This window comes from Aquimarina sp. RZ0, assembly GCF_008370685.1.
In the GTDB taxonomy this organism is placed as follows: Bacteria; Bacteroidota; Bacteroidia; order Flavobacteriales; family Flavobacteriaceae; genus Aquimarina.
The window spans coordinates 49,759-69,873 of sequence record NZ_VTZU01000031.1 but is presented as its reverse complement, the minus strand read 5'-3'; the positions used below and the strand labels follow the sequence as shown (position 1 = coordinate 69,873).

Annotated in this window: 17 protein-coding genes; 2 read left to right on the top strand and 15 right to left on the bottom strand. The window is 34.9% G+C overall.

All coding sequences use genetic code 11. The features are described 5' to 3' along the window. Window positions 1-5: 5 nt before the first annotated feature. The 15 genes from F0000_RS13265 to F0000_RS13200 form a co-directional block, all read right to left on the bottom strand. Window positions 6-2,450 carry a hypothetical protein gene (locus F0000_RS13265; RefSeq protein WP_149625208.1) on the bottom strand — a complete coding sequence of 815 codons (2,445 nt, stop codon included), beginning with the start codon at window positions 2,448-2,450 and terminating at the stop codon, window positions 6-8. Window positions 2,451-2,518: 68 nt separating this feature from the next. Next, window positions 2,519-3,625 (bottom strand): hypothetical protein, encoded by a 1,107-nt coding sequence (locus F0000_RS13260; RefSeq protein WP_149625207.1) that lies wholly within the window; start codon window positions 3,623-3,625, stop codon window positions 2,519-2,521. Window positions 3,626-3,687: 62 nt separating this feature from the next. Then, on the bottom strand, window positions 3,688-4,884 hold the full coding sequence (locus F0000_RS13255; RefSeq protein ID WP_149625206.1) for a hypothetical protein: 1,197 nt from the start codon (window positions 4,882-4,884) through the stop codon (window positions 3,688-3,690). A 32-nt stretch (window positions 4,885-4,916) separates the two neighbouring features. Then, a complete protein-coding gene (locus tag F0000_RS13250; protein ID WP_149625205.1) occupies window positions 4,917-9,113 on the bottom strand; it encodes a baseplate J/gp47 family protein in 4,197 nt (1,398 codons plus the stop codon). 30 nt (window positions 9,114-9,143) lie between these two features. Continuing rightward, window positions 9,144-9,566 (bottom strand): hypothetical protein, encoded by a 423-nt coding sequence (locus tag F0000_RS13245; protein WP_149625204.1) that lies wholly within the window; start codon window positions 9,564-9,566, stop codon window positions 9,144-9,146. Between the two features lie 32 nt (window positions 9,567-9,598). Further along, window positions 9,599-10,015, bottom strand: coding sequence for a GPW/gp25 family protein (locus tag F0000_RS13240; protein WP_149625203.1), 417 nt, complete (start codon window positions 10,013-10,015; stop codon window positions 9,599-9,601). A gap of 5 nt (window positions 10,016-10,020) precedes the next feature. Next, window positions 10,021-11,703, bottom strand: a complete 1,683-nt coding sequence (gene vgrG / locus F0000_RS13235) for a type VI secretion system tip protein VgrG (protein WP_149625202.1) — start codon at window positions 11,701-11,703, stop codon at window positions 10,021-10,023. A 3-nt stretch (window positions 11,704-11,706) separates the two neighbouring features. After that, the gene (locus F0000_RS13230) at window positions 11,707-12,423 is read right to left on the bottom strand and encodes a hypothetical protein (RefSeq protein ID WP_149625201.1); all 717 of its coding nucleotides are present in this window, start codon (window positions 12,421-12,423) and stop codon (window positions 11,707-11,709) included. Window positions 12,424-12,426: 3 nt separating this feature from the next. Continuing rightward, window positions 12,427-12,591, bottom strand: coding sequence for a DUF5908 family protein (locus F0000_RS27755; RefSeq protein WP_188112120.1), 165 nt, complete (start codon window positions 12,589-12,591; stop codon window positions 12,427-12,429). 2 nt (window positions 12,592-12,593) lie between these two features. Beyond that, a complete protein-coding gene (locus F0000_RS13225; protein ID WP_149625200.1) occupies window positions 12,594-13,127 on the bottom strand; it encodes a phage tail protein in 534 nt (177 codons plus the stop codon). A gap of 11 nt (window positions 13,128-13,138) precedes the next feature. Next, complete coding sequence (locus F0000_RS13220; protein ID WP_188112119.1) at window positions 13,139-13,582, bottom strand: phage tail protein; 444 nt, start codon at window positions 13,580-13,582, stop codon at window positions 13,139-13,141. An 83-nt stretch (window positions 13,583-13,665) separates the two neighbouring features. Further along, complete coding sequence (locus F0000_RS13215) at window positions 13,666-14,139, bottom strand: phage tail protein (RefSeq protein WP_149625198.1); 474 nt, start codon at window positions 14,137-14,139, stop codon at window positions 13,666-13,668. Window positions 14,140-14,178: 39 nt separating this feature from the next. Next, complete coding sequence (locus tag F0000_RS13210; RefSeq protein WP_149625197.1) at window positions 14,179-15,810, bottom strand: phage tail sheath C-terminal domain-containing protein; 1,632 nt, start codon at window positions 15,808-15,810, stop codon at window positions 14,179-14,181. 71 nt (window positions 15,811-15,881) lie between these two features. Continuing rightward, the gene (locus F0000_RS13205; protein WP_149625196.1) at window positions 15,882-16,658 is read right to left on the bottom strand and encodes a hypothetical protein; all 777 of its coding nucleotides are present in this window, start codon (window positions 16,656-16,658) and stop codon (window positions 15,882-15,884) included. Between the two features lie 35 nt (window positions 16,659-16,693). Further along, window positions 16,694-17,338 carry a DUF4255 domain-containing protein gene (locus F0000_RS13200; protein WP_149625195.1) on the bottom strand — a complete coding sequence of 215 codons (645 nt, stop codon included), beginning with the start codon at window positions 17,336-17,338 and terminating at the stop codon, window positions 16,694-16,696. Between the two features lie 1,346 nt (window positions 17,339-18,684). Here F0000_RS13200 and F0000_RS13195 point away from each other — a divergent pair. Both F0000_RS13195 and F0000_RS13190 read left to right on the top strand, forming a co-directional pair. After that, a complete protein-coding gene (locus tag F0000_RS13195) occupies window positions 18,685-18,876 on the top strand; it encodes a hypothetical protein (protein ID WP_255452724.1) in 192 nt (63 codons plus the stop codon). A gap of 341 nt (window positions 18,877-19,217) precedes the next feature. Next, complete coding sequence (locus tag F0000_RS13190) at window positions 19,218-20,069, top strand: helix-turn-helix transcriptional regulator (RefSeq protein ID WP_149625194.1); 852 nt, start codon at window positions 19,218-19,220, stop codon at window positions 20,067-20,069. The last annotated feature ends 46 nt before the right edge of the window (window positions 20,070-20,115 follow it).

Sequence of the window (20,115 nt, the reverse complement as noted above, 5' to 3'; positions counted from 1 at the left end):
GCTACTTATCCATTGTTGATTTCTTCCAGAAAACGATGATATGCATAGTCAAATCGTTGCATTTCTTCTTGCTCTAACCATTGGATATTGGTCTTGATATGTGCTGGGGTCTCCTCGCGTATCGTTAATGCAATAAATTTCTTAAAATCTTCATCCTGATATTGCGCTATCCATGCTGGCAGTGCGAAAGTTAGTTGTAATGAATACGGATCTTTTGGATCCGCAGTCGACATCCATCTTCCGGTGGTTTCTTCTTCTATAAAAGGCACTGCGATTTCGAACCCATCTTCAGATATGGAAACTATGCTATGTTCCCCATTATAATTTTTGGTTCCGGTAATTTCTATCTTATCTCCTGCTCGTAACGAATGTGTTCCTGTTTTGCAAAATATATGATCTGATGCTGTAGAAGATGTTTCAATACTATCTATACTAGCAGATTGTAGGTAATATCGAATATCGGGTGTACGCTGAAATAAACCTCCGGTTTCGGGTTCTTGAAAAGGCGCTTCAATTTCAAAAAAATCCTCTCCGATTGCTAATACTATATACGTCCCTTCGAATTGTGTATTGCCTGTGATGCGTATTTCTTCTCCAGGTTCTAAGGTATGATCTTTGGCGATGCATCGTGTAAATTCTTCTGTGATGGCGACTTCGAATCTTTCGATTTGTAATGGAATATACGCCGCGGTAAACGAATAAGGATATTTTTTTCTAGGTCGTAACAAGATATGTTCTACCATATGCATTCCAGCAGTATTGTCATCACCTAAGTTTCTACGACTATAGTCCTCGATTCCTATTTTTAATGCAATTCGCTTTTCTAATCCCGAAATGTTTCGAGTATCCCAAAAGTCTTTTGTGGTATCATACGCCTTTGCTCTACAGGCACTCACCACAGGATATTCTTTAAGAAATCGGGCTTTATCCTTGATTAACTTTTTATCCGTACTAGACTCATTATCCGTAAGATCTTTTAATACCATACCATAGCCTGTAAATTTCTCTGCAAATCGTGCCAACAAATGGTTTTGAAACTTATTTTTTCGTAATAATCCGGCATTAGCATCGTCGGTCATTTCGCTAAGGTATGCCTCATAGTTTTCTTTATTACCAATCACTTCTGATACTCCAGGAACACATTCCAACAGAGATTGATTCCAATAGGTTCTAGTATCATCTCCATCAAAACTCATTAGTTTTTTGAAACTCGCTAACTGCGAAAAATAATTAGCGAGGGTTTGCTCAAAAAACAGTAAATATCCACTTAATTGTTTTGCTTGCGCTTTTCTGGTAGCTGAAGCAGAATCTGGCACTCCTATTTCTCCAATACCATAATTCATCGGAAATTGATTCTGAATCGGATAATATTGATCTAATGATAGTGCATCAGATGTAGGCAAAATGATATCTTTTTCTATTAATGATCCTAATCTGGATACTTCCTCTGTTCTTTTTTTGTTATATAATTGTTTGATTCGTTCTATGTCAACACTTACAGTAAGCCCTTTAGACGTAAAAGATAATTGCGATAGGGTGCCATCAACATCCAGAATAGGTGTTTTGGAAGTATCTAATGGTAAGAGCCAATTTTTTATCGTATTCGTTCCTGTAGCAAGTGCCAGTTTATCGATAACCAAAATACCCGGTTGATCCATAATTTCTTTAATCACATCCGAGGTTTGGATTTCCTCTTTACGATAGGCTTTGGCGATATCCTGATCTTCCATAAAACCATGATGTAATCGTGGGCCATCAAAAATTTCATCCGTTGTTTTACCTTTTTCTAGTTGTTGTTGCAAGGTGTAAAAAGGAATACGTGGCGAAAAATGAGTCCCTACACGATGTAACATATTGGCCACTAGCTCATGGATATCGTCTACGTTATCAGCAATTTCGATAACACCTTGTAATCTTACCCCTTGCGTATCTAATAGCTTGATTTCTTCAAAATCTTCACAAATAGAACGACAGCTATTTAGTTTTTCGCGGACAGCAGGAATGATCTTACTTCCTGGAATATCAAATAATCCATCTTTTTCTATAAATACACGAAACAATCCTTTGGGAATACTAGGTTCAAGTTCATTTGCATTTTTTGGAATTACTTTTTCTACCCACGCATTTTTAACTCCTTCTATATCAATTACCATCTTACGAATATCCATAAGGGTCACCGGGTTGGTAGTCAATATGGTCGCTGGACTGTACAAACTCTTATGGTCATTCCCTATCAAATCCTGGATATCAAATTCCATTCGATATGCCAGATCAGTGACTGCATAACATACTTGCTCTAAAATCGTAATACCAGGATCATGGATATTATGATCAGTCCAGGTATCTCCCGCCATTTTTTGGATCAGTTGCATTCCTTCTGCTCTTAGGAATTCATAGCTCAACGCACTGTCTTGTGGTACTTCTTTAGGTATGGTGATTGTATCTGTCATTGTAAAAGGTAATTGTTGTTCGTATTCTCCAAAATGATATATATCTATTAATGTGGCTTTTGAAATGATTACAATTTCATGATGTATGCTAGTACAAAATATGGAGGGCGGTTTTCATGAGCTTTATTGCCTCCTGTTGATTGTAAATTTGCTTTGGCAGTTTTAATAGAAACACCTGTTTTATTCTTCTGAATTGTTCCAAAATTATTTAGGGCAAACTCTTTACCAGCACCAGGATTATTATCCATTGTATCGGTGGTATCCTTACCAGTAAATCTTACTAATCCATTAAAATTTCCATGATTATGGTTATGACCAGGATCATTTACTCCGTGTGAATGACCATTATCCAAATGAGTATGACTTGGCATCTGTGCTTGAGTAAGAGCTACTTCATTTGCTCCTCCTTTTTTCCCAATTTGGTATTCTGGGTTGTTCTTTTCCATTCCTACAATAAATCTTCCGGATAAATCTGGTGTATTATTGCTTCCATCACATAATACCCAACCTTTTGGGATATCTTGTCCAGACCACATAGAAATCAATCCTTTAGGCAAACGTGTATCTACATACGTCTTTACCGCTTTTTGTGTGGCAAGTTTATCATGAGAAGTTGCTGTATTATCTAGTTCTTCGTTGTCCGAAATATTAGATGCTTTCAATTCTCCTTCTACTTGCAAAGTACCTTTTACAGCAACTCCTTCTTTTTTAGAAACCTTAAAAATAGTAGTAGGGGTATTAGTAGTATCGGTTATAGAAATTAATGGAGTTGTATCTTTTCCCTCAACTGTAAGTTTGGCCGTTGGTTCTATGGTTCCTACACCAACATTTCCTTCTCCTGATTTAATAAACAGTCTACTTTGTCCAGTTATATCTTTGATATTAAAACCTGGTTGATTGCTATTGGGCGCATCAGAATTTACTCTTGGGTTTAGGTTAATTGACCATTGCGGATTATCATCACTTAAGTTTTCATATATATCCAGCACCTCCTGGGTACCTACAGCCTCTCCTTCTGCTTGTACAGATAAGGGATTACCCTGTACCTTAGCAATACCGTCTTCTGCCTGATTTAATCCGGCTTCTATAAAATCTGCAAACTCCTCTTGTGTAGGCTTGTCATTAATCTTAAAAAATCCTTTAAGTTCCGTTCTGTTTTTCTTGTTGATTTCCACTTCTTCTAATTTTTTTAGGATGTTAATTCTTCAATACTAGCTGCTGTCTTTTTATTACTGGATTATAATTTCATGATATATGCCAATGCAAAATAAGGTGGACGATTTTCATGAGGTTGATTCCCTCCTGTTTTATTTGTGTCGAAATCGTGATTGTGATTACCAGCTGACTTGGTTTTAGTATTTAGTGCTCCGTGTGTTTCTCCATCCATAGTAATTGTTTTTAATCCACTACCACTATCGTTTCCTGAAGCCGGATGTGTTATATCATGTATGTGATTTCCTGAATCTTTGGTAGTACCAGAATGACTATGCGCTGGTAATTGACCAGTGGTTAGACTTACTTCTTCTTCACCTCCTGTTTGTCCAATCTGATATTGTGAATTTCCTTTGTCAAATCCTACAATAAACCTCCCTGATAAGTTGGGAGTACCTTGCTGTCCATCACACAATACCCATCCTACAGGAATACTACTAATATTTCCGGACCACATAACAATTACTCCTTTTGGCATTCGTGTATCCACATAGCTTTTTACTGCCATTTGGGTAGGAATCCTATCATGGCTAGCACCTTCTTTATCCAAATCTGTATTCGTAGAAATATTCTCTGCCTTCAATTTTTTTACCGTCATATCGCCTTGCACCGATACCGCTCCTTGAATATGAGTTCCGCCATCGGCAATAATCTCTACTTTTCTGGTAGCAGGATCGCTATTTGTTGATTTTCCAAATAATCTTAAGGTGGTAGCGCCTACTTCAATCTTTGCGGAATCTTTATGCTCATTCGTATTATTGCCTCCAAATAGGATGGTATCTTCAGAAATTTGCATTGCCCCGACAGGTTTATCAGAAGTTGTATTTCCTTTTACCGTAAGGGGTGCTAACGGTTCTATTGTCCCAATTCCGACAGTACCTTCTCCAGATTTGATAAACAAACGACTCTGTCCTGTTACGTCTTTGATATTTAATCCAGATTGATTACTCAATGGTTCTTCAGCATTTACTCTTGGATTTAAATTAATAGACCATTGTGGATTATCATCCGCGAAATTTTCATAGAGATCTACAATCTCTTGTATACCTATTCGCTCTCCTTCTGCTTGTATAGACAACGGATTACCTTGTACTTTCGCGATCCCGTCTTCTGCTTGATTAATACTAGCTTCTATAAAATCTGAAAACTCTTCTTGAGTAGGTTTATCATTAATCTTAAAATATTCCTTGAGTTCTGTTCTATTTCTTTTATTGATTTCCATAAGACTGTATTTATTACTTTAGTTTTAAGATTTTATTTCACAATAAAGTCTTTGCTTATTTCCATATAATTAATTCCTTCAAAGCTGTCTTCTTCGAATCCATTTTCGTTAACTACATAGACTTCGTGTATTTGGGCAGCTACCATAATCATGTCGGGTTGCGAGGGCGTTACGATAGATTTGCCGTCATTCAGACTTCGTACATCGGTAAACGTCTTACCGTCTTCGCTTTGAAATAATTTTAGGTTTGCTACATAATCGATATAAGGACGTTCTGCAATGAAGTTGATAATCAGACTAGCATGGAGTGATCCTCCGATTTGAATTTCGTTATCCTCTCCATATGCCCACGGAGACATGAATCTTTTGATTTCTTCTATTAGCTTTCCTTTATAAAAAACTTCATCATATCCAGGATAAAATTTTACAACACATTCTGTAGAAACTTGTAAATAAGAAGGGTTCGAAACTGATATCTCTGCATAGGTCGGAGCCAGATTTTCTAGATACGAATTGATCTTAAGAAGTGTATCTGCTGCTACTTTTGGAGCAAAAGGATTAAATGGTAATTTTCCTTTAATATCTGGAACTACAATCACATCTACGCCACCGATACGATCCGAAGCCGGAAGACATTTCGTCTTATAGATCTCTGGGAACTGATGTAATATCATATGTTCATAATCCCACATCGTCAACGCTCTGTTTTTGTGTCTTAAACGTTCACTGATTCTTTTATATAAGGCATCTCCCTTTTCTACCGGTTTCCCTTTACCAGATGTAAAAGGTTGCGTAATTTTTGCTACTTCAGGTATTTGATTGAGTTCTTCGGTAATCGTATCTACTGGCAATGGATTTTCAAAATGTACTGGCGCTACTGTTTCACTAGCTAGTGTAGCACTAATCACCTGACTCCGAATATCAATAGTGTCAGATACTCCTTCAATATTTTTAAACGCACTTATCTTAATCCAATGTAAATGCGATGGCATTAACGTACCGCCTTGGGTAGCATCTTCTGGTATCCTAATTTTTACGATCCCTGTATTCAGTAATCCATTCGTACCATCCTGTAGCAGATTAGACGGCTTTAATTCTACCCATTGATTGTCAACAAGATAACTCCATTGTACTACTGGTTTTTCTACTTCTGGATCCGCACTACCTTCTGCCATTTGAAACAATACCGAAAGAATCTGTGGTGTGTTCGCTTCAGCGATTCCCAGATATAATGAGCCTTCATCCTTATACGCAGGAATTAGCGTACTTTCTTCTCCAGGAGTTATATCATCATACCCAAAAGGATGTATATGAAATATCTTATTCGTACTATACACCGCTGTTTTTGCTAGAATAGTATCACATGACGTATATGAAATTCCTAGTTTTTTAAGCTTAGGCTGATATGGTGGATTAATCTTTAAGTTTTTAATATCTACCTTCTCTGATATTGCTTGCTTAACAGATAAGGTGTTGAATACTACATGCTGAAAGTTTGTTGGAGTTAATTCTATTCTAAAATAGCGATCCCAAAGTAATGCTTCTTCTTCGTCTGTCTGTATTCCAAAACGTTCTTTATATTGATAATCCGGACTAGTATTTTTTATCCTTGTAGGAATATCATCTATGGATATACTATTGTCGTTATTAAAAAGAGGAAATCCTTCTGTTACTTCATTGCCTTGCTCATCTTCAACCTTGGTAGAAAGTAATAATTCCGCATTGCGATCATGTAAAAAGACATCCGCCTTAAAATCATGGTCGTTCTCAATGATAGCAGCATCAAAACCTAACTTTTGATCTATCAGTTCGGTCAATTGTTCTTCGTTTAGTGCAGCGAGTTCTTCCTCGGTATGATCTGCCTGAATAAGCCAATAATTTTTGTAATAATCCACAAAAGATGTGGGCTGTTTGATCCATTCTAAATGTAACTGTACATCTTGCAATCGTTTCTGTGATATTTCGTCATTGGCGATGTAAAAACTAGTTCCTATTTCAGGTTGAAAGCCAAAAGGTTCAAATGGTTTGTTGGTATCGATTGTTCCTTCATCATTCTCAATGATACTATGCTGCATCTCCTGAACATCTACTCGAATATGTACCTTTTGTAATGTTACGTCTATTAAGTGCTGGTAGCTACTTACCAAACGATTTTGATCATCTTGCCCTTCTATTGAAGAATTTAATGTACAGACTATAACAGGATGATCGGATTCTATAAAGGATGACGAAGATGGAAATGAAATAATTGGCAAATCATTATCCTGAAGCTGAATTTGGATTCTCAGAGCATTTAGATATACCTGATCCTTATTGTATTTCTGAACATTCTCTACAGGTGTTTCTATTATGCCAACCTCTTTAACTTCTACGATTTTTACATCTTTAAAAGCTACAATTTCATAAATTTTTTGAGTGGTATCTACGATGTAATTTCCTATATCAGTAACATTAAAATTAGTCGTATCTAATCGTGTAATGGTTTGATCTTTTATTTCAACATTTAGATTGTTCTCAGATGGACTACCTACATAATTCCCTAAAGAATAGTGCACCTCATCTGGCGTAAACCATTGTTCTGCGCTACTTAGATAGGTTTGGAAAGGAACGTTTTTATCAAAAACAGCTCGTAAATCTTCTATTTTTTGGTTGCTCAGATTTAGATCTAATAATAGGTCAATAGTACGTTTTCCATCTTTGAGCAATAGGGTTGGAGAACTAATCGCAAATCCAATCTCTGATGGTTTTAAAGAATGATCTTCTATTGCAGCTAGTCTATCTCCAAAGGTTTTGAATCTTTTACTTTCTTCTTCTTCATCATACTGACTAAAAAGATAATCTTTAGCATTGGAAGTATCATAAATATCTGATAATTGTTCTGTTTCTGGAGAAGGAATTCCCACAGAACGCAGCTGACGTTCTGAAAATTCTAAAATACGATATACTTTATTTTTATCTTCTTCGGAAATAGTACTATCACTATTGGTTTTCATGAGATGGATAAAATCTTGTTTTCTTAACAATAATTCTACTTCCACATATTCTAATGCTTGCTCAGAGTTTTCATTTGAGCCTTGTAAATCTTCAAGTACTTTTTCTAAAGATGCTGTTTCTCCATTGTATAAAGGCAAAGAATCTCCTGGATTTGGATTCCCATACACCTTCTTTAGCATGGTATCAAATCCATTAGTGAGATCTAATTCTTTTAAACTTTGTTGTCTCTGGTGAATAATTTTTCGTTCATATGCCTTTTCTAATAACTCGTACTCAGCTTCCCAATCTATAGGAATACCTTCTTTGTCTTGTTGATGCTTTAAAAAAATGCGGTCAAACTCATCTCTTTCTAAAAACAACACTTCCTTTACATAGGTAATTGCGTTGGAATTCTCATTTTTTACAGCTTCATGTAATTGAAAAACATCTTCTATTTGTGATTCTTCTGGAAAATCTGGGAGTGCATCTCCAGGATTCGGATGCCCTAATGCCATTTCTATCATATCTACAAATGCAGCATCTTTAGTCTTTCCTCTCTCCTGATGTACGTTTCGGACTGTTAATACATCCTTGGAGACAAATACACTTTTTAATTGTGTTATTTGAGCTTTGCTAATCACCGCATCTTCATTCGTAACATACTGTAATTCATTTCCTTCAACATCTTCTCCTGCCTGTAATATGGTTCCTTTTTGTACTTCGAGATATTCAGTATTCTCTTCTAATTCTAAAAGTACATTCACCACATCTGGTACTGCCTGTTTTGGGTCTAATTGTAGATACTTTCTATAGTAAAAATCCAAATGCTTTTCGGTAAGTCCATTCATTTTAGACTTTACGTGATTCATTAGTTTAAGAAAGGTAATGAACAACACTACATGAGGCTTTGATAATTTCGCCTTTTTTTCGGTGTTATTGTAAAACAATTCTGGGTTTTCAACATATGCAGCTAGTTCTTTTGCCCAGTATTTTTGTTGTATTTTTCTTTCTTCTAACGAATTTTGATTAAATATATTCGGATCATCTATAAGAAATGATTCCCAAGTACCCGTAGGTCTATTTTGTTCATCAAAAAACTGAAGTTCTTTGGCTAACCGTTGTGCTTCTTCAATCAACTCTTCTAAACTACGTCCTTCGATAGCCACATAATTAGTGCGTAGCGCATCCGAATTGCGATCGTTCTGACTGGTTCCATCTCTAAGAAGTATATTATCTATATTTTGAATAGTATTCATCTCTTTTTACAACTTTAGGTTATTTAGATTTTAAGTAGCTTTAATTTTTGCATTTGAGGGAACTAGTTTTCCTTGTCCAGGATACATTGGTAAAGGATCTGGTGTATTTGCTGGAGGTGGTTGTTTTGCTGGAGAAGTAACCTTAAACTCTGCTATAAAAATGCTCCCCTTTATGATCATGCTCTTGTTTCCACTTTTACTTTTGGTTGTTAATTGATCTGAACCTAATTTTTTAATGGTTAATGTTCCTTGACCAGGAATTACAAATGGAGGTGCTACATAAGAACAATTTTTAACTTCCACTTTGGATTCGTCTCCTGCTACACATACTTTTTTTCCTTTGACAGTCGTTTTTCCAGATGCGGTTATCTTACCTGGTTGTACACTAACCACCGCACTTCCAAAAGTTGGTAAAAAATTAACCGTATCTCCATCTATCACTATTAGATCCATTTCTCATTTAGTTTAAATAATCATCGATTTTATTATAAGTCAAATGCCACACTAGAGGCTTCATTGATATAGAATGGATAGATGAGATTAAATCGGTTATTTGTTGCTCTTACCATATAATCTACATTGATATGCACTACGCCATTTTCGGGATCTATATCTGTTATCAAAACATTATTCACTTCGATTCTTGGTTCGTATAACAATACGGCACGAGATACGATACCACTTAACTCATTGGCAAATTTGTGATCCAATTCTTCAAACAAAAATTGCGTGAGATCACACCCAAAATCAGGATGCATTATCCGTTCCTTCAGTGATGTTGATAACAAAATCTGAAGACTTTGTTTGATATCTTCTTCTCCTGAAGTAAGTATCACCTCAGCACCTCCAACTGCAAAAGCAGGAGGAAATGACCATCCGCTTCCTAAAAATTTATTATTCATAGCACTTATATTAAATCCACTTTTTTTCCTTTTACTTTTACTTTTCCTTTAGCATTGATATCAAAGTCTCCTGCAGCTTCTATTGAAAAATCCTTAGCGCTTATAATTTTAATACCATCTTTGTCCATCAGAATACTATTACCATGAGCATCTTCTAGTTTGATTGTTTTTTCCTTCTGATTGATTGCTAATAACTGCTCATTGGACTGGTCCTTATCTGCTGTAGATAGCGTTACCGTTTCTTTTTCCTCATCAAAAAGCAATTGATAATTAGACTTGGTAAAAATCCCTTTGTATGAGTTTTTTTTCTTTTCGGTATGTGGTGCTTTGTGGCTATGCATTGCCCCTAAAACAACTGCTTGTCTGGGATCATCGTTTAAAAAACCAATCACTACACGATCTCCTTTTTCCGGAGGAAAGAAAATTCCATGATCTACTCCAGCATCTAATGTGGTATACATAGCTAATACTTCGGCAGTTTTAGCTTCTTGATCAAAAGCTGGTATATGTACTTTAATTCGGAATCCCTGCTTCGAATCCTCTATATGTCCCAACACTGTTCCTACTTGTAATCCATTTATACCCGGTAATAAACCAGCAGCTTTTGTGTCTATAATATCAGATTGCGAACTAAACCAATTGGCATCCATTCCAATCTGCAAGTAAGTATACCATCCTGAACCCATTACAAATCCATGTCGAACTCCAGTAATGATATGTTCTCCATTAAATCGACTTACATTTTCTATTTTCAGGGTCTGACCTACTTTTACTTTTCCATTTCCATTAATCCTAATGGTTCCTTGTACCAGAGACAGTCTTGATTTTACAAGTTGTGCATCTGACCAAGATTGTAATTCTAATGGATCTGTAGGTACAGCATGAACCAAGTTTGTTTCTTTAGTACCAACTGCATCTGACAATTGTGAGGTTTTGTAATCAATACTAGTTAATATTTGCTCTTTGCCTTTTTTGGGAACACTTAATTCTAATTGATCCTTTTTTGTATCCAAACCAAACGAATGTACTTTCTCATATTGATGACGACTACTAATTTTTAGATCAAAATGAGCCAGATCTATCCCAAAGGTTAGGGTATGATCTGTACTACCAATTTGTGGCATAAAAACAGAAACCTCTCCATTATCAACTTGTACTAATTGTCCATTCGCTTCTGCCCTTGATACTATAAAATCCCAATCCGAAACATAGTACTGTACCATCTGTGGATGTGCCAAAGGAGTATTTTCAATATTCTTAGCTTTTAAATCCCTGTAGGTGCTGATAATATCTTTTATAAGTTTGCTATCCGTTTTATTCTGAAACACTTTGTTTTTTCGTAAAGTGGTCATTTTTATAGACGGATCGCAAAGCTCTATCGTAAGTACTGATTGGTATTGTGAGCGTTCGATTTCCTGATTGATCACGATACCTTCAAAAACCTTCGTCTCGTTTGTATTATTTCCTTCGTACCGCAAAAAGATTTCAATCACAGCTCCTGGTATAAAAGCATCGCTTTCTAAGGTGGTAAACTTTTGATTTGCTACACAACCATCAGATAATTTAAGTTCGGCCAAAGGTATTTTGTTAAACTCTTTGCTCGTATCTATCGACAATAATTCATACGATCCTAATGGCAGGATCTTGCCGTTGCTTTTAATCGTACTTGTTACTACAGTTGATGACATCTTTTATTTTTCTATTGGTGGAAAGTAAATTTCTTGACCTGGTATTAGATTTCTAAAATCCGTTAGTTTATTTGCACTTGCTACTAATGGATAATACATCGGAGAGCCATATATTTCTTGACACATCAATGGTAATTGATCACCTGATTTTACCATACGATAATGCGTAAGATCAGGAGATTGTAAATTCAACTTAGCTAATTGCGCTTTGGGCGTATCATCCCCAATGAAGGATACATTGAGCTCGGCTCGTAAAGGATCTCCATTTCTTTCGAACAATGTGTAATTAATATCTAAGCTAGAAAGTCTACAATTAAACTTTAATGTTTTTCCCCAACTAAGAACTAGATAGCGTGGTTCATGAATTTTACCTTTTATTTCTGTAATGTCTTTTCGAAAATTATCTATTCTTTCTGCAACACTTTTTTGGGTTCCTCTTAACAATCTAAGCGCTATCTCTGCCCCATATTGATCTACATCGGTTCCATCAAAAATTAGACTCATACTCACCGTAGATGAACCGCTGTGCATAAACTTAGCATCGCTCTTATTCTGAGGATTACTCGCCTTATCGGTAAACTTATTTATAAAACTTCGTCTAACGGATTCGGGATTAAACATCACCTCTAATTTCTTCTTACCAACGGTTCTTTCTTCATTATCAAAAGAAAAAATGGTAAGCTTTTGTAGTTTAAAACTTAATTCACTTAATAATGCCATGATCTATCTATGGTTTTTCTTTTTCAATATTTTTAGTACTTGATGCACGCATTCTTGTACCACATCACATTGTTCTTTGCTGGTATCCAAAGATGGGCTACCTTCATCTGTCTGTGAAGCATCTGATATGATTGCTCGAATGACAATTTCTTTGATCTCTACTGCCATTTTTATAATCTTAAAATTTGAAATCGTGTATATGCCAACTCCATTGTATCGATAGCCACAGAATTAGATTGTGCATCCAAATCAGATACGGACCATTTTACTGGATATGCTTTTAGAAATAACCATCCTCCTATCGGAATCCCATTTTCGTTAAATAATGTGACTAGTACATTAGAAGGATTAAACTTAAAAAATGAAAATGTCGCATTGAATTCAGAAATGAGAGGAGAGCGCATCTGACCAAAACCTGGTAGACTAAAACTATCTAAACCATCGGCCAAACTACTGGCTACAAAACCTCGTTCCAGTACCAAATTGTTATAGTTAATCTTTTTGGGTACACGATGTGCATGCAGGTTTTGTCCACCTTCATTTATCGTATCCAATTGTACTTCGGTACTGATACCGCTAACTTTTTGAAATCTGAGATCTATTGGATTAGGAATAACACCTCCTGATAGAAAGAACACTCCAAATCTGTGTGATAATGTAGGCTCTTTATCTGCAAAATTGATTGCTCTTAAAACATCTAACATATGGTAACTCTTTAATTGTATTTTACTCGTAAATCATGAGCTATTAAATCGAGACTCTCTATCGCTACTTCACTGGTGCTAGCGCTAAACGATGGAGCATCTAATTTGAAAGGTAATGCTCGGGAAACCTCCCAAACTACGATGCCCATCCCAGCTTCATCACAGAGTTCTATTCTAATGTCTTTCTTTTCTCCAGATTTAATCCAATCATATAAATCACTTCGACGTTTAATCAACCCTCTTTTTAAAGAAATATTAATAGGCTTTCTTTGTCCACGGATCAAATGATCACCGACTGCCCAACTAAAACCATGTCGATACAATACATGATCATGATCAATTTCTAAACCTGAAATCTCTGAGAACGACATGATTTCTACTCCGTTAATGGTTACCTGGTAATTGTACACCGGTAACGGATAGGTTTCGCTAATTTTCTGTTTATCAATTGCCACAATACTTTGGTTTTTTGATTTTATATTGACTTATAATTCTGGTTTTATTTCCTAGAATAGGACTTGCATAGTTTACTTACCTACTATGCTTCTTCCATGGTCACTCTAAACGCCATTAAATCCATAGATTCTATAGCTACATCATTAGAGCTTGCATCAAAAGAAGGAGCTGTTAATTTGGTTGGAAAAGCATCGATAACTTTCCAGCTCACTACGGTACTACCCGTCTCATCTAAAAGATGAACTACGATATCTCTTTTATCTACCTGATTCAATTGTATATCATTGATCCAATCATAAAAGACAGGAATGCTCTTTCCTTTTACCAATCCTTTCTTCATAGATATGTTTACAGGTTGAATCTGCCCAGGCATATACATAATATTCGGTCCTACTTTTCCTCCTGTAGCGAAGCTTTCTTTATAGGTATGTGTTTCAAAGGATAATTCTAAACCTGATACCTCTGAAAAACTTATAGATACTCCATTGATATCTACCCTATAATTATAAGTTACTAAAGGGTAATCTGTCTTTATTTGTTCTTTAGTTAAAGCCATTATTTTACTTTTTACTTGTTCATTAATTTTCTACACTAATTATGCTTCTTGTAGTTTATGAGAGAATTTCAGTATGATAAACTCTGCAGGACGTACTGCGGCAAGTCCTATTTCCGCGATCATTCTTCCATTGAGAATATCTTCTTGTGTCATGGTTTTGCCTAATCCGATATTTACAAAATAAGCTTGTTCTTCTGTGGCTCCTGCCAGACCACCTTGCTGCCATATTCCGTATAAAAAGCTTTCGATCATTGCTTTTACTTTTAACCAAGTTACCGCATCATTGGATTCGAAAACAGCAAACTGAGATGCTTTTTTGGTAGATTCCTCGATCATATTGAACAATCTTCTTACGGGTACATATCGCCATTCGTTATCATTGCCGTCCAGCGTACGAGCACCCCATATTAAGGTTCCTTTACCTACAAAACCGCGTATGGCATTGATAGATTTACCATTATCAGAATCTACATTCAATCGTTCCTGATCTTTGGACGTTATCTTCTTTACAGGTGCTATTACCCCATTTAGACTTACATTTGCCGGTGCTTTCCATACGCCTCTTTCTCTATCCGTAGTTGCATAGGCACCTGCTACTGCTGCACTAGGAGGTAAGATGATCCGTTGTTTTGATACTTCATTTACTACTCTATTGTATAATTCGGATTGAGACTCTTTAATATCAGATAATCTTAAAGACGCTCCATCTCCACCAGTTGTTGTCAGATTACGACTTCCTGTAAAGGACTCTACAGTGGCTGTTCCATCTAATACAACAATGTCAAAATCACCTTTATCATCGAATGAATTCCAGGCATCTACCACCGCGTTGGCTGATATACCTTCTCCTACATTAGTAATCGTTAAAGTGGTTCCAGTATTATTAAAAGAGGGTGTCCCAGCTGATCCTTTGTTAATCGTTGCTTTTGGTTCATCCTGCGCAGATCCATTGTATACTATTTTGATAGCTTCTTCAACCTTTAACTGAATGGTTTCTTGTCCTGAAGAACCAGAAATGATAACACTCTCTTCTTGATATTTGTACGTAAGTGACGTTTGCAAATACGGTGTATATGCCGCTCCATACTTTAGATTATTTGTACCTATTCCATTTCTAAAAGATGCAACTCCTTCATTCTCATTTTGGATATCAAAAATGCAAAACCTATCTTTTAATTCCTGGCACTGATTTAAAGCCATTTGGCATACCTCATGATAATCAACAGCATCTAATCGAGCGGCTTCACCTAACATAATTAAGGTAGGTTCATCTTCTTTACTCAATACTTCTAAACCTTCTAAAAAAGATGTTTTGTTAGGTTCGTCTTGATAACTTCCTACAGATATTACATAACAATCTCCTCCTCCATTTTTAAAATATAAATCTATTGCATGATATAAAGTATGTTGTGGAGCTGTGACCTCAACATTTTCTATAACTTCTTCATTTACATTGACCCTAAAAGATGCTGGCTGAGCACCTCCAAAAGCCTCTTTGAATTCCAACAATGTGGATATTCTATAGACCACGTTTTTGATACTTTCACCGTTTTTTTCGGTTTTCTCAGTATATCCAATAAAAGCTGGCACTGCAGTGGAAACTTCTGCTACAGATTGTGGTAATAGAGGTACCTCCTCAGTGTACACATCTGGTGTTAAAAATCTAGACATATTTTAAAAATTTTAAATGTTTATAATTGGCATTTCTAAAAATCCATATGATTTCTTCGAGATACTTTTTCTTACTTAATTTTGATTATTTGAATACCGTTTTGTTCTTTTTTGGGATTAGATAAATGGTTAATAAGCACATCTCCATTTTTGATCAGTTTGATATTTTTTATAGGTTTATTGCTATGAGGAACCAAATCTTTAGACTCAAAAGCCTTTATTTGGGTGTTGGGGAAATTTAATCGTATGGAAGTGACAATCTGATCTGTGCTATTTTCGTCAATGATAATTTCATTAAAACTGATTTGCTCGTCTCTAGATTCTAATGTTATAATTGGATCTTCAGAATTAGAAATAAAATAATACTTCCATTTTATAGCCTTAGCAGCAAACTGAACCTGGTATGTAAATAACGTACCAACGCCTTCTGAATTCATTTCACTTCCTTTAATTTCTACTTTTGCTAGCGCAGGAAATCTCTGATAAGCCCCTTCCTGTTCAATTTCGCTAGCAACTAACTCAAGTTGATTTTTACGTAATTTTTCATTGGTAAAAAACATCATTTCACCTTCTTTTACCTCAGACATATCCGTGAATTCCCGAACCGTATCCGAAGTAGGAAAAACATAAAAAGCAAATACATCATTCTGGATCTTTTCGGAAAAACCCTTGTTTTCTTTATCAATTCCAACAAGGCAACGTATTCCTCTGACCGTTTTTTTAAGAAGCAATCCTCGTTTTTTTAAAAGCTGCTCTGTTTCTAATACCGGAATGAGTACCAAATCGGCTGCTGCTCCTGAAAAATAGGAGTGTCCTATCGTAATAGAAAAGAATTCTTGATACTTCATGATCTTGTTTTTATCTCAGCTTTATCAGCTATTTCTTATGCTTGGTTAATTATATTATTTTCTTCCTCCTCCTCCTCAGGATCCAGGGTTTCTGGAAGAGGATATTTTTCGACAACTGCCAGATTGATCTCTTGCAGTGGAGTTCCAACAAACTCTATACTTTGTTCATCGATAAATGATAATAAACGAACTCTATACAATACAGAGGGTAAATAGGAGGTATTTAAAGAATGCCATACTTGATTCTGTTCTTCTAAGGGAAGTGAAACTAGTTCTACAACCAATTTCTCTATACTTTCTTCAGAAAGTTGTGGGGAATTAAGTGGATTAAAAACCCTATTGACCTGAAAAAACTTGATTACATGGGATAAAAATTTAAGTGCCTGATCATATTTACTAAACTTAGACACAAAAAGAATCAAAAGCTCTATTCTTATTTCGGGATTGCCTTGTGTTCTGATTCCGTTTCTTACAATGCCCGAAAATTGATCAGCATTTCTGAATTTTCTATCCTCAGAAATATTAATTAAAAATGGCGTGATTTTATCATTCGTAAAGGAAACGGGGTCATTATTAGTGGTACTAATAAACTCTATTATATTAGATTCTGTAGTACCAACTACATTTTTAAAATATTCATTAAGTTTATCTTTCAAAACGCTTAATACAACATCAACCATAATACTGCTTTTCTAACTTATTGATTTTAATAACTCAAAATTACAGTAGAACGCCGCATCGGGGTTAGTAAAAGTCCGGCAAATCCTTAAAGATTTCCGACAGAAAGGTTATACAAAATAGACATGCTATCACAATTACGACATTAGAAAGTTGATTGTAAAAGTTATGGTATCAATTACTAAGGTTCAACATTATAGTATTGTAAGTAACCTCAAAAATTTTAGTTTTTGTAAATTAGTAGAAATTAAAAAATTAGTAGACTTAGGATCTAGTGTCCAGAGGTGTGAGAGTTCGAGTCTCTCTGCCCGCAATTTAAACTCGTAAAATATTTCCATCAAAAAACTACAGTGTAAAGACAACACATCATCTTTCATTTATTTATTTATTCCGTTTCCTTTTGGGCAGAGATTTTAGCTTCCGTTTGGGTACTGCTCAAATATTGTTTAACTAAAATTTCAACATTATGAAACGAGTATTGAGAAGATCCAAAATTCCATTATAAGAAGTAGAAGAACACTATAAATCAAGTAGTGAAAATTACAATCTCCAAGGTTCTGAAAATCATTTAACTTACTACAGAGAAAAGTATCCGATTTACTACGCTTGGTTATTACAAAATGTTTAAACTCAATCTACGAATGAGACAACCATCTAATCAAAAAAAACGTCTATAGTAATAGTTACCACATTCAATGAATTAAACGTGAATATTAAAGAATACAAAATACCCATTTCTATACAATAGATTTTTCAACAGTATTTATTATTTTAAAAATCTAGAACCTGAGCATAATTTTTTTACCGGATGGTCATCCGGAACTTATGATCTCTTCTGTATCGATTTCAGTTAATTCAAAGTCAAAAGGAGTTATAAGACCAGGTAAAATTTTACTTTGGGGGCAAATACGCTTTTCAAGACATATAAATACTTCAGAACCTTATGATATGGCATCCTAAAATTTCAGCCTTGGATGTTGAATTTAGTCGATTCAATAATTGAGTTGACCCTCCATATGTCTTTAAAAAATTACATCTAAAAGGATAATCTCCAAAATTAGCAGGTTCTGTTTTAAAACGGATAATTTGTTTTTTGTTCTCATTCCATCTTATTGGAAATAACCCATATGCCAAGTTTTTTTTCTTGAACTTAAATACAGCTATATCAAATCTCCAGAAATCGGTTTTAAAAATCCTCTTAATTGTTAGAAATTCATTGTTAGTTAAGAGTATGTTTAAAAAGAATACAAATTGAAAATCAATAGTTTGAGGTTCTGAGGACACTTCAAATGATGAGAATATCGAGATATTTTAATTATTTGAAGTAAGCTCACGGTTCTTAAAATATTTGTTTTCAAGAAGTAAGGTTTTTAAACAAGCTCTAAGCCATTTAATTTTTCCGGAGTCTGGAGCAAAAACTTTTAAAAAAGATTTTAAAAACATTGATTATAACATCTATGACACAGGACATTTTGCACTAGAAGAAGAAGGAGATGCCAGTATTAAAAAAAATCGCGCTTTTATGAACACATTGAACTAATATCAGTTCTTGGATGAAATCACCATAAACTGAATCAATTTTTTTTAATTCAGATGAGAGAGAAAATTCATAGATAGCAGCGCTATCGATGCTTTTTATTTCGATACGCGAAACAAAAATAAATGATTTTAGCAGGTAATTTCATTTGAGAAACGAAATCGCATATACGGTATAGTCCCTATTTGAAAATGCAATTATAGAAAGCCAACTTTTTAACAATCAATAACATGTAATACGATTAAAAAAATAGCGATATCTTTGGTGCATAAGAAAATGTGCTAATTGTTTTTTACTTAATTAAAAAATAGGTTGTATTGGCACATATCTATTTTTAAAAACAAATGAAATTTCTAGGAAGCATAAAAGAATACCTCCAGTTAGAAGTCATAGATCATACTCGCTGTAGTGTTTTAAAAGAAAGCATTGAAAGTAGTCTTACTGTTCTTTGGTTTACAGAAGATACTAATGAACTTATTATAGATGGTAAGCAATGTTTTTTTAAGCGTGATAATATTGTGTTTTTAACTGAATTTCATCGTGTGGTTGCCAAAAACATTGGACAGATAAGGTTTTTAAGGTTTAATAGACCTTTTTATTGTATTCTTGATCATGATACCGAAGTGGGCTGTAAAGGAATCTTATTTTTTGGAGCCTCACAATTACCTATTATCAAAATTCCTAAAGAAGAAATCGATAAGTTCGAAACACTATGGAAAATGTTTTCTATAGAAATGGAATCCGATGACAGCCTCCAGATAGAGATGCTTCAAATGATGCTTAAACGATATCTTATTTTATGTGCCAGAGTATATAAATCACAAGAGAATTATCCTGATAAAAAAGCAGATTCGGATATTGTCAGAGAGTTCAACTTTCTTGTAGAGCAACATTTTAAGCAAAAACATACGGTTACTCAATATGCGGAACTATTGTATAAATCACCCAAAACACTTTCTAATATATTTTCTAAAATAGGTTTCAAAACACCTCTACAATATATTCAGGATAGGGTTATGCTAGAAGCAAAAAGGTTATTACGCTATACTACCCTACATATCAAAGAAATAGCTTTTGAAATTGGTTTTGATGATATTCAGACTTTTAGCAGGTTTTTCAAAAAACATGAAGGAGTTTCTCCTTCAGAATTCAAACAAAATATAGCTAAGGAAGAATTGCCAACTCTTAAGGAATAGTTACCTACCTACTACCTTCTTTTATGATACATCTTTGTAGTGTTAA

Coding starts and splice junctions, on each gene's coding strand:
- F0000_RS13265 (WP_149625208.1), bottom strand. CDS start 2,450: ATGACAGATACAATCACCATACCTAAAGAAGTACCACAAGACAGTGCG.
- F0000_RS13255 (WP_149625206.1), bottom strand. CDS start 4,884: ATGGAAATCAATAAAAGAAATAGAACAGAACTCAAGGAATATTTTAAG.
- F0000_RS13250 (WP_149625205.1), bottom strand. CDS start 9,113: ATGAATACTATTCAAAATATAGATAATATACTTCTTAGAGATGGAACC.
- F0000_RS13245 (WP_149625204.1), bottom strand. CDS start 9,566: ATGGATCTAATAGTGATAGATGGAGATACGGTTAATTTTTTACCAACT.
- F0000_RS13240 (WP_149625203.1), bottom strand. CDS start 10,015: ATGAATAATAAATTTTTAGGAAGCGGATGGTCATTTCCTCCTGCTTTT.
- vgrG (WP_149625202.1), bottom strand. CDS start 11,703: ATGTCATCAACTGTAGTAACAAGTACGATTAAAAGCAACGGCAAGATC.
- F0000_RS13230 (WP_149625201.1), bottom strand. CDS start 12,423: ATGGCATTATTAAGTGAATTAAGTTTTAAACTACAAAAGCTTACCATT.
- F0000_RS27755 (WP_188112120.1), bottom strand. CDS start 12,591: ATGGCAGTAGAGATCAAAGAAATTGTCATTCGAGCAATCATATCAGAT.
- F0000_RS13225 (WP_149625200.1), bottom strand. CDS start 13,127: ATGTTAGATGTTTTAAGAGCAATCAATTTTGCAGATAAAGAGCCTACA.
- F0000_RS13215 (WP_149625198.1), bottom strand. CDS start 14,139: ATGGCTTTAACTAAAGAACAAATAAAGACAGATTACCCTTTAGTAACT.
- F0000_RS13210 (WP_149625197.1), bottom strand. CDS start 15,810: ATGTCTAGATTTTTAACACCAGATGTGTACACTGAGGAGGTACCTCTA.
- F0000_RS13205 (WP_149625196.1), bottom strand. CDS start 16,658: ATGAAGTATCAAGAATTCTTTTCTATTACGATAGGACACTCCTATTTT.
- F0000_RS13200 (WP_149625195.1), bottom strand. CDS start 17,338: ATGGTTGATGTTGTATTAAGCGTTTTGAAAGATAAACTTAATGAATAT.
- F0000_RS13190 (WP_149625194.1), top strand. CDS start 19,218: ATGAAATTTCTAGGAAGCATAAAAGAATACCTCCAGTTAGAAGTCATA.